This window comes from Zunongwangia endophytica (genome assembly GCF_030409505.1).
Taxonomy (GTDB): Bacteria; Bacteroidota; Bacteroidia; order Flavobacteriales; family Flavobacteriaceae; genus Zunongwangia; species Zunongwangia endophytica.
On record NZ_JAUFPZ010000002.1, the window covers coordinates 2880355 to 2895444 of the forward strand.

The 15090-nt window shown below is 36.2% G+C and carries 13 protein-coding genes; 8 read left to right on the forward strand and 5 right to left on the reverse strand.

Features of this window, described 5'->3' with window-relative positions:
* Positions 1-22: 22 nt before the first annotated feature.
* Both QWY91_RS12525 and QWY91_RS12530 read left to right on the forward strand, forming a co-directional pair.
* On the forward strand, positions 23-2089 hold the full coding sequence (locus QWY91_RS12525) for a M13 family metallopeptidase (RefSeq protein WP_290235609.1): 2067 nt from the start codon (positions 23-25) through the stop codon (positions 2087-2089).
* Positions 2090-2176: 87 nt separating this feature from the next.
* A complete protein-coding gene (locus tag QWY91_RS12530) occupies positions 2177-2617 on the forward strand; it encodes a DUF6265 family protein (protein WP_290235611.1) in 441 nt (146 codons plus the stop codon).
* Between the two features lie 93 nt (positions 2618-2710).
* On the opposite strand, the gene QWY91_RS12535 is transcribed toward QWY91_RS12530, so the two are convergent.
* The 3 genes from QWY91_RS12535 to QWY91_RS12545 are packed head-to-tail and all read right to left on the reverse strand — an operon-like array spanning position 2711 to position 4205.
* On the reverse strand, positions 2711-3202 hold the full coding sequence (locus QWY91_RS12535; protein WP_353958650.1) for a GNAT family N-acetyltransferase: 492 nt from the start codon (positions 3200-3202) through the stop codon (positions 2711-2713).
* Between the two features lie 52 nt (positions 3203-3254).
* Complete coding sequence (locus QWY91_RS12540) at positions 3255-3614, reverse strand: YraN family protein (RefSeq protein ID WP_290235612.1); 360 nt, start codon at positions 3612-3614, stop codon at positions 3255-3257.
* Positions 3615-3638: 24 nt separating this feature from the next.
* Positions 3639-4205, reverse strand: a complete 567-nt coding sequence (locus QWY91_RS12545; RefSeq protein WP_290235614.1) for a hypothetical protein — start codon at positions 4203-4205, stop codon at positions 3639-3641.
* Between the two features lie 305 nt (positions 4206-4510).
* Between QWY91_RS12545 and metG the strand changes: the two genes are divergently transcribed.
* Together metG and QWY91_RS12555 are read left to right on the forward strand one after the other, a co-directional pair.
* Complete coding sequence (gene metG, locus QWY91_RS12550; RefSeq protein WP_290235616.1) at positions 4511-6598, forward strand: methionine--tRNA ligase; 2088 nt, start codon at positions 4511-4513, stop codon at positions 6596-6598.
* A 50-nt stretch (positions 6599-6648) separates the two neighbouring features.
* The gene (locus QWY91_RS12555) at positions 6649-7551 is read left to right on the forward strand and encodes a histone deacetylase family protein (protein ID WP_290235618.1); all 903 of its coding nucleotides are present in this window, start codon (positions 6649-6651) and stop codon (positions 7549-7551) included.
* Here QWY91_RS12555 and QWY91_RS12560 read toward each other — a convergent pair.
* A complete protein-coding gene (locus QWY91_RS12560) occupies positions 7548-7838 on the reverse strand; it encodes a DUF3861 domain-containing protein (RefSeq protein WP_290235620.1) in 291 nt (96 codons plus the stop codon). The genes QWY91_RS12555 and QWY91_RS12560 overlap by 4 nt on opposite strands.
* Positions 7839-8003: 165 nt before the next feature.
* Here QWY91_RS12560 and QWY91_RS12565 point away from each other — a divergent pair, with 165 nt between their 5' ends.
* Complete coding sequence (locus QWY91_RS12565; protein WP_290235622.1) at positions 8004-8258, forward strand: DUF4212 domain-containing protein; 255 nt, start codon at positions 8004-8006, stop codon at positions 8256-8258.
* A gap of 40 nt (positions 8259-8298) precedes the next feature.
* A complete protein-coding gene (locus QWY91_RS12570) occupies positions 8299-10071 on the forward strand; it encodes a sodium:solute symporter family protein (RefSeq protein ID WP_290235626.1) in 1773 nt (590 codons plus the stop codon).
* Positions 10072-10112: 41 nt separating this feature from the next.
* Here QWY91_RS12570 and QWY91_RS12575 read toward each other — a convergent pair whose 3' ends face one another.
* On the reverse strand, positions 10113-10445 hold the full coding sequence (locus QWY91_RS12575) for a single-stranded DNA-binding protein (protein WP_290235628.1): 333 nt from the start codon (positions 10443-10445) through the stop codon (positions 10113-10115).
* A gap of 538 nt (positions 10446-10983) precedes the next feature.
* On the opposite strand from QWY91_RS12575, the gene QWY91_RS12580 reads away from it, so the two are divergent.
* Both QWY91_RS12580 and QWY91_RS12585 read left to right on the forward strand, forming a co-directional pair.
* On the forward strand, positions 10984-12627 hold the full coding sequence (locus QWY91_RS12580; protein ID WP_290235630.1) for a MutS-related protein: 1644 nt from the start codon (positions 10984-10986) through the stop codon (positions 12625-12627).
* 170 nt (positions 12628-12797) lie between these two features.
* Positions 12798-14990 (forward strand): S9 family peptidase, encoded by a 2193-nt coding sequence (locus QWY91_RS12585; RefSeq protein WP_290235632.1) that lies wholly within the window; start codon positions 12798-12800, stop codon positions 14988-14990.
* The last annotated feature ends 100 nt before the right edge of the window (positions 14991-15090 follow it).

Genomic DNA, 15090 nt, shown 5'->3' on the forward strand with positions numbered 1-15090 from the left:
TTTGTAAACAATCCATATTAAAATGAAAAAAATAACAAATGCGGTGTGTTTGTCTTTACTTGGTGCTGCCATGATCGGTTGCCAAAATGAAGATAAATCTACCGAAACTGAGAAAGTAGAAATCCATGGGATTAATGTATCCTATATGGATACCACAACCAGTCCTAAAAAAGACTTCTTTAGATACGTAAATGGAACATGGTTAGATTCTACCGAAATTCCAGGAGATCGTACTTCTTGGGGTAGCTTTATGGAATTAAGGGAGACTACAGATAACGACGCTCTTGCGCTATTAGATGAAGCTTCTAACGATGAAAATCTTAAAGCGAATAGCGACCAGGCAAAAGCAGTAAATCTTTATAAAACAATTATGGATACCGTTGCTCGAAATGAGCAGGGCGTAAAACCAGTTTTACCTTATCTAGAAAAAGTAGATAAAATTGAAAATAAAGAAGATTTACAAGCGTATTTAACCGAAATGTCTAAATACGGCGGTGGCGGTTTTTTCTCATTCGGTGTACGAGCAGATGCTAAAAACAGTAATGAAAACGCAGCTTATCTTTATCCTGGGAGCCTTGGTTTACCAGATCGTGATTATTACGTAGGAGATGATTCTGATTCTAAAGAGAAAAAAGCCAAATACGAAGCGCATATTGCTCGCATGATGCAATTTTTAGATTACTCTGAAGATGACGCTAAAAAGCTTGCAAAATCTGTTGTAGAGTTTGAAACAAAACTAGCAGAACCAAGATTGGATAAAGTAGAGCGTCGTGATGCACGTAAAACTTATAACCCGATGACTGTTTCTGAACTTCAAAAAATGGTTCCGGCAATCGATTGGAACACCTATTTTGAAGAAATTGGAGCAGGAAAATTAGATACTATAATTGTATCTCAGCCAAAATACATGAAAACTATGCAAAGCCTTTTAGCTAAAAAGGATGTTGAAGCATGGAAAGATTATCTTACTTGGACTGCTTTTGATGCTGCTGCCGGAATGCTTACTACCGATATCGAAACCGCAAACTGGGAATTTTACATGAAAACTTTACGTGGTGCAAAGGAACAACGTCCTCGCAACGAGAGAGCGTTAGGAACTGTAAACGGTATGGTTGGCGAAGCGCTTGGTAAATTATATGTTGAAAAACACTTCCCACCTGAAGCTAAAGAAAAAGCGCAGGAAATGATCGCTAACGTGATTAAAGCTTACGAAAAGCGAATCAATAACCTTAGCTGGATGAGCGAAGACACTAAAAAGAAAGCGATCGAAAAGCTAGAAACTACTACCATAAAAGTAGGCTATCCAGATGAATGGAAAGATTATAGCGATCTAGAAATCACAGGATCTGAAGATGGCTCGTATTTTCAAAATGTGATGAATGCTCGCAAATGGAGTGTTGCTGAAAATATTGAAAAATTAGATGAACCGGTTGATAAATCTGAATGGTATATGGCGCCACAAACTGTGAACGCTTATTACAATCCTAGCTACAACGAGATCGTATTCCCAGCTGCTATTTTACAGCCACCTTTCTATGATTATAAAGCCGATGCTGCTGTAAATTACGGTGGAATTGGAGCTGTAATTGGACACGAAATCTCTCATGGTTTTGATGATAGTGGTGCTCGTTTTGATGCTGAAGGAAACCTTAACAACTGGTGGACAGATGAAGATCTTACGCAATTTGAAGGTTTAGGAAAAGACTTGGCAGATCAGTATAGCGCTATTGAAGTTTTAGACAGCACTTTTATTAATGGTGAATTTACTTTAGGTGAAAATATTGGTGATCTTGGTGGCGTAAATGCTGCTTACGATGGTTTACAAATGCATTTAGAAGAGCATGGCGATCCAGGGAAAATAGATGGCTATACTCCAGAGCAACGTTTCTTCCTTTCTTGGGCTACTGTATGGCGTACTAAGATGCGTGATGAAGCTTTAAAGAATAGAATTAAAACAGATCCTCACTCTCCAGGAATGTATAGAGCGTATGTTCCGCTACAAAATATTGATGCTTTTTATGAAGCTTTCAATATTACAGAAGGAGACTCGATGTATGTGAAACCAGAAAATCGTGTGAAAATCTGGTAAGATGTATAATTTATACCAAAAAGCCTGAAGATATCTTCAGGCTTTTTTTATTTAAAATTTGTAATTTCACAGCATAATTCTTTTTCTATGAAACGCTTCTTTCTGGGTTTTTGCTGCTCCCTCTTCTTATTCTCATGCACTAACGAAAGCGAAAATTTTGATTGGCTAGTTGGCGATTGGGAAAGAGTTAATGGAGAAGAAGGTTTTGAAACTTTTGAAACTTGGAAAAAAAAGGATCGGTATTATTCTGGGCTTGGTTACACTTTACTGAAGGAAGATACCATATTTAAAGAAGAGTTACAGCTTTTTGAAGATAACGGACGGTGGATCCTGAAGGTAAAAGGGCAAAACGAAGCTCCGACACCATTTATCTTGACAGAATTAAATCCCGAGTTTTTTGTAGCTGAAAATGATACGAACGAATTTCCTAAAAAGATAATTTATAAAATTGAAAATGACTCTTTAAAAGCAAATGTTTCGACCTCAGAGTTTGATGTGAATTTTGAATTTGTGAAAATTCAGAAATAACCTACCTTTAGGCAAACCATGAGGCATTGATTCGCAAACCTTCTTTATTTCGAGGCAAGCCTCAGAGCATTTAATCTAGATTATCGAGTAAAATTACTCAATATCGGTTTCTAAGACTGCATATTCAAAATTATCAGACCAACCACTTTTAAGTGGTAACACTTTTCGCTTTCTCCCTTCTCGAATCATTCCCACTTTTTCCAAAACACGAATACTTCCAATATTTTCTACTGCACAGCCCGCTTCGATTCGATGTAATTTCAATTCATTAAAACCAAAGTCCAACACTCTTTTTAAAGCTTCGGTGGCGTATCCATTATTCCAGAATTCTGAATCTAATTTATACCAAACTTCTGCTTTTTTATATTTAGAGCTACCTGGTTTTAATGCGACAAGGCCGATAAAAGATTTTTCTTTCTTCAGCTCGATTTTAAATATCAAATCGTCTTGAGCCAACCATTTTTGTACGATCTCCTCAGTCTCTTTAAGATCTTTTGGTATTCCTAAGGTATTGTATTGATCTGTTTCTGGTAGCGCATGTAACTCATGAATTTTCCTGACGTCAGCAATTGAAATTGGCTTCAAGCACAAACGTTTGGTAATTAAATTCATCATTAATTGTTATCAAAAATTAGATTCAGAAATAATAAAAAGCATCTTCAATATGCTCAATTCGGGTTCCAGAAGCATTTTTGATGATCGCTACAATGTCAAATCGTATCTCTACATCAAGATTCTTAGTTTCCGCATAATGATTCATCGCCAAAACTAATCTCTGAATTTGTCCGCTCTTTACAAAATCCTGCGGATTTCCGAATATAGATGTGCTTCTGGTTTTCACCTCAACGCCTACTAAAATTTCTTCCTTAAAAGCGATAATATCAACTTCAGCTTTCTGAAATCGATAGTTTTTCTCTAAAACCTCATATCCATTTTCTTCAAGAAAAGCAATGGCCAGTCTTTCTCCCTTTTTACCAAGTTCATTGTGGCTAGCCATTATTTTTCAACTTTTAATTAAGGTTTAATCACGATACATGATCGTAGAAACTTTTAAATTTAAAGCTTCGATCTCTTCAGGACTAGCATCAATCATCCGATCGCCATAAAATTTATCGGCAATTTCTCCTTCAGGATTTAAAAATACGCGGATATTAGAATCTTCCAGCTTTCCGCCATTCCAATCTACAGCGCCACTATAATCCCATCCAAATCCGTAGAATTTCACTTCTTTGCCGTTAATTTTAGTCAGCTCGTCATAAGTGGTTCCTACTTTAATTCCGTTAGCCGACTTCCATTTTCCGTCTTCAGCATATTTAATTTCAAAAATCGACGTTTTAGATTCGTCTTTCCAGGTAATCAAAATTTCGTTTTCGGTATCAGGATACAAAACAGTATAAGGACGCTCTTCTCCTTCTTCAATCCCACCAACTCCTTCTTCTGGATTTGCATCACTATACATGCTTAAAACCTGCTCGTAAGTTTTATGCTGAAGCGATTCTAAGGTATATCGCTCGTTTTCAGCAGCTTTTTTACTTCCGCCACAGGCAACAAAACTTATACTGATAATTGCTAAAAGTAGTTTTTTCATTTTGGTTAGTTTTTACTGAAATTTGCTGTCTTTAGAAGACATTTTTATATTCTGAAAATTTAGTGCTATCACTGGTTTTACCACGAGTTGAGGTTTCCTAATGAATCACAAGACTAAATTAGAAACAAATTGAATGGCGACATGGTGTTTTGCAAGAATTTAACGCGTATTATTTCGCAGTTGCTTACCTTTACGCCCTTAAATTCATCCTGGTAAAATTATGATGAGTTTTAGTAAAAAAATACCCCATAAATTTGGGGAAGATTAATCAAATCTCGGATACCGAGTAAAAGTTGAAACAAATAATGAGTAATACGCCAAAAAGATATACAATCACGGCAGCTTTGCCTTACACTAATGGACCCATCCATATTGGACATCTATCGGGAGTTTACGTTCCCGCAGATATCTATTCGCGATTTTTAAGAATGCAGGGGCACGATGTGGCTTTTGTTTGCGGAAGTGATGAGCATGGTGTGCCAATTACCATTAAGGCGAAAAAAGAAGGTGTTACTCCACAGGATATTGTAGATAAATACGACGGAATCATAAAAGATTCTTTTAATAACTTCGGAATTTCTTTTGATAATTATTCAAGAACTTCAGCTCCAATTCATCATAACACAGCTTCAGAATTCTTTAAAAAGCTATATGATAATGGAAAGTTTATTGAAGAAACTACCGAGCAACTTTATGATGCTGAAGCAAAACAGTTTTTAGCCGATCGTTTTGTGACAGGAACCTGTCCAAAATGTGGGAATGAAGAAGCTTATGGCGACCAGTGTGAAAGCTGCGGAACTTCGCTAAATGCGACAGATCTAATTAATCCAAAATCGGCAATTACAGGAGCGACTCCAACTTTAAAAGAAACAAAACACTGGTTTTTACCTTTAGATCAATACGAAGATTGGTTAAAAGAATGGATTCTTGAAGGTCATAAATCAGATTGGAAATCGAATGTATACGGACAGGTAAAATCTTGGATCGACGATGGTTTACGTGCCAGAGCGGTAACCCGTGATCTAGATTGGGGAATCCCGGTACCGGTTGAAGGTGGCGAAGGAAAAGTGCTGTACGTTTGGTTTGATGCTCCTATTGGATATATTTCTTCAACTAAAGAATGGGCAGAACGCGAGGGAAAAGACTGGGAACCTTACTGGAAAGATAAAGACACCAAACTAGTTCATTTTATAGGGAAAGATAATATCGTTTTTCATTGTATCATTTTCCCGGTAATGCTAAAAGCGCATGGAGATTATATTTTACCAGAAAATGTACCGGCTAACGAGTTTTTAAATTTAGAAGGTAAGAAATTATCGACTTCTAAAAACTGGGCAGTTTGGCTACATGAATATTTAGAGGATTTCCCGGGGCAGCAAGACGTTTTGCGTTATGCATTAACGGCGAACGCTCCAGAAGCAAAAGACAACGACTTTACATGGAAAGACTTCCAGGCAAGAAATAATAATGAGTTAGTAGCCATATTCGGGAATTTTATTAACCGTGTTGTAGTGCTTACTAACAAATATTATGACGGTGAAGTTCCTACTCCGAGCAAATATTCTGAATTTGATGACGAAGTAATTGCTGCTCTAAAAGCTTATCCAGCTGTAATAGCAAGTTCGATTGAAAAGTATAGATTTAGAGAAGCACAGGGAGAATTAATCAATCTTGCTCGATTAGGAAATAAATATTTAGCTGATGAAGAGCCATGGAAATTGGTAAAAACTGATGAGGAACGTACAAAGACAATTATGTACGTCGCTTTACAAGTTGCATCGGCCTTAGCTACGCTTAGTGAACCATTCTTACCTTTCACTTCTAATAAATTGAAAGAGATTTTGAAGTTTAGCGCTGAAGAAAGAAATCTTAACGACGGAGAACTTTCCCAGTGGGATAAAATTACCACTCGTGAAGCTCTTTTACCTGCTGGCCATGTAATTGGTAAAGCAGAATTGCTTTTCTCTAAAATTGAAGACGAGCAAATAGAATGGCAGCTACAAAAATTAGAAGCTTCTAAAGCGGCTAATGCTAAAGCTGAAGAAAGTGTAGAACCACAAAAAGAAACAGCTAATTTTGAAGATTTCACTAAAATGGATCTTCGTGTAGGAACAATTTTGGAAGCCGAAAAAATGCCAAAAACCAAGAAATTAATGGTTTTAAAAGTAGAAACCGGTTTAGATAAAAGAACGATTGTATCTGGAATTGCAGAACATTTTAAAGCGGAAGAACTAATAGGAAAAAAGGTCACCGTTTTAGCGAATCTTGCTCCAAGAAAACTACGTGGTGTAGAAAGTGAAGGAATGATCTTGCTTACCGAAAATGCCGAAGGTAAACTGGTATTTGTAAATCCAGACGAAGCTAATGTAAACGACGGTGCTACGATAAATTAAAAAATAACGGCTAAAGAATTTCTTTAGCCGTTTATATTTTTAGATTCTTTATGCTCAAAATTGCCTTTCACCCCATTTATAAACATTCCTTGCCAGAGAGACATCGTTTCCCCATGGAAAAATATGAGTTGTTACCAAAACAGCTTTTACATGAAGGTACTTGTGAAGAGCAACATTTTTTTGAACCAAAATCGGCGAGTATTGAAGATATTCTAGCAGTACATACCAAAGAATATGTTGAGAATTTAACCAATCTTACGTTAGATAAAAGAGCGATTAGAAAAACGGGGTTTCCGCTATCTCAGGAACTTGTAGATCGCGAAATTATTATTGCGGGTGGCACTATTGAAGGTTGCCAATATGCGCTGGAAAACGGTATTGCAATGAATATCGCTGGTGGCACGCATCATGCCTACAGTGATCACGGTGAAGCTTTTTGCCTATTGCACGATCAGGCAACTGCATCGCGATATCTTCAGAAGAAAAAATTAGCTGAAAAAATACTCATTATCGATCTTGATGTTCATCAGGGAAACGGTACAGCCGAAATTTTCCAGAATGATGATTCTATTTTTACATTTTCGATGCACGGAAAAGGAAATTATCCTTTCAGAAAAGAAGTTTCAGATCTGGATATTGAAGTCCCAGATGGTTCTAAAGATGAATATTATTTAAAGACGCTAAAAGAAACGCTGCCAGATCTTATTGAAAAAGTACAACCCGATTTTATTTTCTATCTGTGCGGAGTTGATATATTAGAAACCGATAAGCTTGGCCGACTTTCATGCTCGGTAGAAGGTTGTAAAGAACGTGATCGATTTGTTTTGCAAACCTGCCACGATCTTAACATCCCGGTACAATGTAGCATGGGCGGTGGTTATTCTCCTGAAATAAAAATAATCATAGAAGCTCACGCTAATACTTATCGCCTTGCTCAAAACATTTACTTTTAGCTGGCTTTCAGCTTCTTCATAAATTTCGCGAATTCTGGTTTAAATTCTTCAAATAAAGGGAGCTTTTTATTCTTCAGCATTACTTCACTAAAGAGTTTCAACCCCAATGCAAATTCGGTTGCCTCGGCTTCAGTTTCAAAAATTTGTTTCGATTTTACAGCATCTATAATTCCGAAGACCTCATCGTGGTTTCTAAATTCAAATTCGATATTCTGGTGCGGAACATCTTCCTTAAGCGTAGCTACTGTTTCTAGCTGTAGTCTGTAAATATTAGCCTTTTTCTCCATTACTTTTTATACAAAGTAACTAAACACTGCTTGGTTCTAAAAAAATCATTTGAAATTCATTTTAAAAACAGGACAGCACAGGATGCCTAATTTCTAAATAAATTAAACTTTTAACAAACTAAAGCATATTTCATTCAAAATTAAACAATTTATTCTGGTAAAAAATTGAGAAACGATAACGCTAAGAAATATTGGAAAGAAAACATCAAATATCTCGTAATCTTACTGAGCATTTGGTTCGTAGTTTCTTTTGGAGCAGGAATCATATTTAAAGATTTTTTAGATCAATTTAAGCTTGGAGGTTTTAAACTCGGTTTTTGGTTTGCTCAACAAGGATCGATTTATGTTTTTGTAATACTTATTTTAGTTTACATCCGCCTAATGAATAAACTGGATAAAAAATATGGCTATTCAGAGTAACACCAAAATGTAATATGCAAGTAACTTTTATATCTTAAATATGGATGTTCAATTATGGACCTGGATTTTAGTCGGCATTAGTTTTACGCTGTATTTTGGTATAGCTATTTGGGCAAGAGCCTCATCTACAAAAGATTTTTACATCGCTGGTGGCGGTGTCTCACCATTAGCCAACGGAATGGCCACGGCCGCAGATTGGATGAGCGCAGCTTCATTTATATCTATGGCCGGGCTTATTTCCTTTAGCGGTTACGATGGTTCTGTTTATTTAATGGGATGGACGGGCGGCTATGTTTTGTTGGCTCTCTTATTAGCGCCTTACCTTCGAAAATTCGGAAAATTCACGGTTCCAGATTTTATTGGCGACCGTTACTACTCTAATTCCGCAAGAACGATTGCTATTGTTTGTGCATTGATTGTTTCTTTTACGTACGTAGCAGGGCAAATGCGCGGGGTTGGGATCGTTTTTTCTCAATTTCTTCAAGTCGATATTACCAAAGGAGTTCTTATAGGAATGATCGTAGTTTTGGTTTTTGCATTTCTAGGCGGAATGAAAGGAATAACTTATACTCAGGTTGCCCAATATTGCGTTTTGATTTTTGCTTTTATGGTTCCGGCAATTTTTATTTCCATCCAGATGACGGGGAATCCATTTCCACAAATTGGTATGGGCGGAAGAGTTGAAGATGGCACTTATTTATTAGATAAGTTAGACCTCTTACACACCCAGCTTGGTTTTAAAGAATATACCAGTGGTAGCAAATCTACCTGGGATGTATTTGCCATTACCTTTGCATTGATGGCAGGAACTTCAGGATTACCACATGTTATTGTTCGTTTCTTTACTGTTCCCAATGTTAAAGATGCGCGCAAATCTGCTGGATATGCTCTTTTACTTATTGCGATTTTATACACAACAGCTCCTGCGGTTTCGGTATTTGCCAGAACAAATTTAATTACCACGGTTAATGAAACTGCTTATTCCGATTTACCAGTTTGGTTTAGAAATTGGGAGAACACAGGTTTAATTTCATGGACCGATAAAAATGATGATGGAAAAATACAATATAGAAATGCAGAGGCTGTAGCCGGTAAACCTGTTTTTACTGAAGAAAGAGGTGCCTACGGTGAACGCATTGTTAGTAATGCTACCACATCTGAAAATGAACTTTATGTTGACAAAGACATCATGGTTTTAGCCAATCCTGAAATTGCCCAGCTACCAAATTGGGTTATAGGATTAGTCGCTGCCGGTGGTCTTGCCGCAGCACTATCGACTGCTGCAGGATTGTTATTGGTAATTTCGACCTCTGTTTCTCATGATCTTGTGAAAAAGCAATTAAAACCAGATATTTCTGATAAAGGCGAGCTTCTCGTAGCTAGAATCAGCATTTTAGTAGCAATTATAATTGCAGGATTTTTTGGTATTTATCCGCCGGGATTTGTAGCGGCGGTCGTCGCACTCGCTTTTGGCTTAGCTGCTGCCTCATTTTTTCCTGCTATCGTACTTGGAATTTTTGATAAAAGAATGAATAGACAGGGAGCGGTAACAGGAATGGTGGTTGGAACTAGCTTAATGCTAATTTATATGATCATTTTTAAAACCGGACTTATAGGCGTTATGGAACCTTTACCAGAAAGCCAATGGCTATTTGGTACTTCCCCAGAAGGATTTGGGGTTATTGCCATGTTCGTGAATTTTGTTTTGGCTATCATAATTTCAAGATTAACACCTCCGCCTCCAGAAAGTGTTCAAGAGATTGTAGAAAATATTAGAATTCCAAGCGGTGCGGGTGAAGCTCAAATGCATTAAAAATCACGCAGTAAACTTTTTATTTACTGCGTGATTCTATTTCATTTTCCTAATAAAACGATCTCATTACAAACAACTTCGGTAAAATACCGTTTATTGCCGTCTTTATCTTCGTAATTACGGTTAGTTAATTTCCCATCGATAGCAATTTCTTTTCCTTTTGGCACATAGTTTTCTACAAGGTCTGCTGTTTTTCCCCATGCTACAAGATTATGCCACTGGGTTTCAGAAACTTTTTCTCCTTTCGCATTCTTGTAATATTCATTGGTCGCTACAGAGAATTTAGCCAATTTTTTACCTGATTCTAAATTTACTATTTCAGGTTGATTTCCTACGTGACCAATTAGTTTTACGCTATTTCTTAAAGTACTCATATCGATTAAATTTAGACAATATTGAAAATCATTCGTTCATTTCAACAGAGCAAACATAGATGAGCAAAAAAGCTTTATCCGTCTGTAAACTAATTGTTTTCGTATGTATTCGTTTGTAAATGATTGTAATTATTTAAAAACTTTTCAATCTTATAAAAACCACCGTTAAGGTTAAAATTTTAGCTATCTCTATAGATGTCTCAATTTTAAAGTCTGTTTTTAAAATTTCAAAATGTCCATTAAACCTTATCACTATGTCGGCATTATCCTTTTTATCTTATACATAGCTTGCCAAAACGTTAAAAAAACATCGGATATAGATTTAAAGGATGAGCATAAGATCCCGCATCTTCAGTTTAAAACCGAGAAAAAAATTGAATTTGAAAGTTTGATATTTTCGACCAATGCTCCCGGAATTTCTAATCTAGAAGCCTTTAAATGTAGATTGAAATAGAAGGATCATTTAAAATATTTTGAAAAACTACTTTAATTATACTTAATATTAATTATTTGCTAAATTGTCCTTTAATTATTTCTAGTGCAGCTCTACTACATTCTAGCCATTATCGGTATTTCTCTTTTTCTAATTTTCCGTCTTTTCAGAAAAAAAGCGGAAAAAAGAAGGGTAAAACTATTACAAGAAAACTGGGGGAAAGCAAAAGATGAAAAATTCAATTTCGATAATATAACACTCTATTTTAGATCAAACACTCATACGGGAGATTTTCAACAAATTGATGATCAAACTGCGAAAGATCTTGATTTTGAAGACCTTTTTATGCTTCTGGATCGTACCGTATCGAAACCGGGACAGCAATATTTCTACAATCATTTACGCAATATTAATTCAAGGAAATATCTAAAAGGCTTTTCGAAATTTTCAGATTCATTTTTAGATCATCCCGCTGAGCGATTAAAAATTCAGGCTGAATTATCTAAAATGAGCCACTACAATGCGTATGATTTTGTTCGGCTGTTTACCGAAAAACCACTTAAAACTCCAAAATGGATTGTTTGGGTTTATATTCTTAGTTTTTTATCGTCTTTCAGTTTAATTGGCGGATTCTTTTACTTACCATTATTCCTACTTATTATTCCGGTTTTTATGGTGAACATGGTGCTCCATTATCGTAATAAAAACAACCTCAATTTTTATCTCAATGCAGTGCATCAGCTAAGTATTGCCATTAAATCTGGTAAGAAAATATCGAATTTCAGTATTATCTCAAGGTATTTTAAGGAGCGAGTATTTCTAAAATCTGTTCAAAAAATACAATTTAAAACCTCATTAATTGGTTTTGACAAACAACTCGACAACGAAGCTGCTTTCCTAGGATGGTTTATTTCTGAAGTTTTAAAGATCACTTTTAATATCGAGATCATTCTATTTTTCAGCTTTCTAAAAGATATTCAGCGCAAAAGAAAATCAATAGCTCAACTTTATCAATTTTTAGGTGAAATAGATTCGGCTATCGCTGTAGCTTCAGTAAAAATGGAATTTTCAGCAATTATCTGCGAGCCTATTTTCAGCAATAAAAAAGAAATTAAATTCAGTAAAATTCGGCATCCATTAATCAATGATTGTGTCACCAATGATTTGGAACTTTCAGAAAAAAGCATGCTTCTTACTGGCAGCAACATGTCTGGTAAAAGTACTTTTATTAGAACCGTAGCCATAAACACCTTGCTAGCGCAAACCATAAATCTTTGTTTTGCTGAAAAATTTTCGGCTCCGTTTTTAAAACTATATTCTTCTATCAGAATCACCGACAATCTTAGTAAAAAAACCAGCTACTACCTGGAAGAGGTATTACAAATAAAGAAACTCTTAGATTATGCCAAGGAAGCTACTCCTAAATTATTTATTTTAGATGAAATCTTTAAAGGCACGAATACCGAAGAGCGTATTGCTGCCGGAAAATCTATTTTATCCTATCTAAATACGCCGCAAAATATTGTTTTAGTTTCTACTCACGACATTGAGCTTACCGAATTACTTACCCAAAACGAATACGAACTTTATCATTTTAGTGAACGTATAGAAAACCAGGAATTGAATTTTGACCATCAAATGAAAAAGGGACCGCTAAAAACCAAAAATGCCCTTAAGATTTTAGAACTCTACAATTTCCCAGAAGAGGTTATTGCCGAGGCGAAAATGTTAAAAAATAAACCGCATTAAACCTTTTAGCATTTCTAGAGTCCAACTTAAGATTAATGACCCTGGCATTTCACTTTTTTGTCCTAAGATAAAATTTTTGAATCTACCCCTAACAATAGCCAGGGTTCTTAATTATTTTATACCATTTCTCAATTTCCCAAATAGCCGAGCTATTAAAAAATCTTACTAAATTGAGCACAAAAGCAAAACATACGATGAAAAAAATGTTCTCTCTACTGTGTATCGCAGTATTTTCCTTTTCGGGTTTCGCACAGCAACCCCAAAAAACATTAACTACTGAAGATTATGAACAAGCGACTAAATTTCTAGGCTTCAACACCTACACGCTAGTCGACAAAAGCAGTGTTCGCCCAAATTGGTTAGATAACGGCAGTTTTTGGTATGATATAACTATTGATGGCGAAAGGCAGTATGTCCTTATAGATCCTAAGAAAAAATCGAAAAAAACTTCTAATTCACTGAAAGAATTACTTGGCGAAAAACCGGAAAAAGGACAAAGAAGATCCTGGACAGAAGTAGCTTCACCAGATGGCTCTAAAACAGTTTACATTAAAGATTGGAATCTTTGGATGCGAGATAATGAAAGTGGCGAGGAAACGCAACTTACCGAGGACGGAGAAAAAAATTATGGCTACGCTACCGATAATGCAGGTTGGAAGCATAGTGACAAACCTATTGTGCTATGGAGCCCAGATTCTAAAAAAATAGCCACATTTAAACAAGATCAGCGCCACGTAAGCGATATGTATTTGGTAGAAACCAAAGTTGGCGAACCAAAATTACAGGAATGGAAATATCCTATTCCGCAAGATTCTGCCATTATAAAAATTGAGCGTGTAATTATCGATACTGAAGATAAGGAGCTTACTAAACTAAACATTCCTGCTGATCCAAGACGTGGTACACTTTGCGACGATATTGCCTGCGATGGTAGTTTTGGAGATAACGAATGGGGACCAGATTCTAAAACTTTAGCTTTTGCTTCGGTTTCTCGAGATCATCGAAAAGTTACTCTTCGAGTTGCTAATACTGAAACAGGAGAAGTAGAAGATATTTTTACTGAAGAAGTAGACACACAATTCGAATCTGGCCAAGGTTCTATAAACTGGCATTATTTACCCGAATCTGATGAAATCATCTGGTATTCTGAACGTGACGATTGGGGACATTTATATCTGTACGATCTAGAAAGTGGAAAACTGAAAAACCAGATTACCAAAGGTGATTTTGTAGTCACCAGTTTGATAGAAGTAGATGAAGACAAAAGAATGCTTTACTTCTATGCGCAAGGAAAGGAAGAGGGTCGTGATCCTTACTTCAGTAATTTTTATAGCATAAAGTTTAACGGTAGAAATCTTAAACTTTTAACGCCAGAAAACGGAACGCACAACGTTTCTCTTTCACCAGAAAACAAATACTTTGTTGATAATTATTCGCAGCCAGATGTTCCTAATGTAGCGGTTCTTAGAGATATCAAAGGCCGAAAGATAATGGATCTGGAAAAAGCCGATATTTCTAGATTAGAGGCAATCGGTTGGCAAGCTCCTAAACCAATTACCGTAAAATCTGCTAATAAAAAATGGGATTTATACGGACTCATGTTCACGCCTACCAATTTGGATGAATCTAAAAAATATCCGATAGTAAATTATATTTATCCCGGCCCACAAGGTGGTGGTGTTGGCGGTCGTTATTTCTCTCCTGCCCGCAGGGATCATCAAGCTTTAGCCGAGCTTGGCTTTATTGTGGTGGTGATTGATGGCACTTGTAACCCGGGACGCTCTAAATCGTTCCACGATGCTTGTTATGGCGATATGGGAGACAATACATTAGAGGATCAAATAAGCGGATTAAAACAATTAGCTGAAAAACATCCTTATATGGATTTAGACCGCGTAGGAATTTGGGGACACTCTGGTGGTGGTTTTGCCACTGCAGATGCTATGTTTTCTTATCCTGAATTTTATAAAGTAGGAATTTCTGAATCTGGAAACCACGATAACCGAAATTACGAAGATGATTGGGGTGAGCGTTACATTGGGCTAATTGAAGACACCGAGAACGGAAAGACAAATTACGAATTGCAAGCCAATCAATATAACGCTGAAAATCTTCAGGGAGATTTGTTGATTGCTCATGGAAATCTGGATGATAATGTACCTCCTTACAATTCGTATTTAGTAATCGATGCCTTGATAAAAGCAAACAAAGATTTCGACTTGATTATATTCCCAAATGCACGCCATGGCTACGGAAAGGATAGTTATTATATGACGCGTAGAAGATGGGATTATTTTGTTGAAAACCTTATGGGCGCTGAACATCCAAAAGAGTTTAAAATTGAAGTTCCTAAAAGAAGATAATTTTTCTTGGAATATAAATTTGAAAAGCCGGTAGATTTTTTATTTACCGGCTTTTTGTATTTTGGAATATAGTATTGTCATTCCGTGCTAGGCACGGAAT

Excerpts from the sequence above, each read along its gene's own strand:
- QWY91_RS12525 (WP_290235609.1), top strand. The coding sequence starts at position 23 with ATGAAAAAAATAACAAATGCGGTGTGTTTGTCTTTACTTGGTGCTGCC.
- QWY91_RS12530 (WP_290235611.1), top strand. The coding sequence starts at position 2,177 with ATGAAACGCTTCTTTCTGGGTTTTTGCTGCTCCCTCTTCTTATTCTCA.
- QWY91_RS12540 (WP_290235612.1), bottom strand. The coding sequence starts at position 3,614 with ATGGCTAGCCACAATGAACTTGGTAAAAAGGGAGAAAGACTGGCCATT.
- QWY91_RS12545 (WP_290235614.1), bottom strand. The coding sequence starts at position 4,205 with ATGAAAAAACTACTTTTAGCAATTATCAGTATAAGTTTTGTTGCCTGT.
- metG (WP_290235616.1), top strand. The coding sequence starts at position 4,511 with ATGAGTAATACGCCAAAAAGATATACAATCACGGCAGCTTTGCCTTAC.
- QWY91_RS12555 (WP_290235618.1), top strand. The coding sequence starts at position 6,649 with ATGCTCAAAATTGCCTTTCACCCCATTTATAAACATTCCTTGCCAGAG.
- QWY91_RS12560 (WP_290235620.1), bottom strand. The coding sequence starts at position 7,838 with ATGGAGAAAAAGGCTAATATTTACAGACTACAGCTAGAAACAGTAGCT.
- QWY91_RS12570 (WP_290235626.1), top strand. The coding sequence starts at position 8,299 with ATGGATGTTCAATTATGGACCTGGATTTTAGTCGGCATTAGTTTTACG.
- QWY91_RS12575 (WP_290235628.1), bottom strand. The coding sequence starts at position 10,445 with ATGAGTACTTTAAGAAATAGCGTAAAACTAATTGGTCACGTAGGAAAT.